Annotated in this window: 1 protein-coding gene; it reads left to right on the plus strand. The window is 62.3% G+C overall.

What is annotated here, in order from left to right:
- A partial coding sequence (locus tag AMS65_RS20255) for a hypothetical protein (RefSeq protein ID WP_157501945.1) occupies positions 1-215 on the plus strand: 215 nt, incomplete at both ends.

Below are 215 nucleotides of genomic sequence, written 5' to 3' on the forward strand. Positions count from 1 at the left end.
GCATGAAGGTCTGGTCTTCGGCCGACTTGATCTGACTGACGACGAGGTGCGTCACATCGGGAGAATCGGGGTACGGGACGCCGACTATGAGCCTCTCGTCATCGACTGGCGTGCCCGGGCTGCCGAGCCCTTTTACCGAGCCACCCCGTCTGATCCGATGGGTGTTGTTCGTCGTCGCGTCTTGCGCTGTCGCGATGAGAAGGTCCTCGGCATCG

It is taken from the genome of Leucobacter celer subsp. astrifaciens, assembly GCF_001273835.1.
GTDB lineage: Bacteria > Actinomycetota > Actinomycetes > Actinomycetales > Microbacteriaceae > Leucobacter > Leucobacter celer.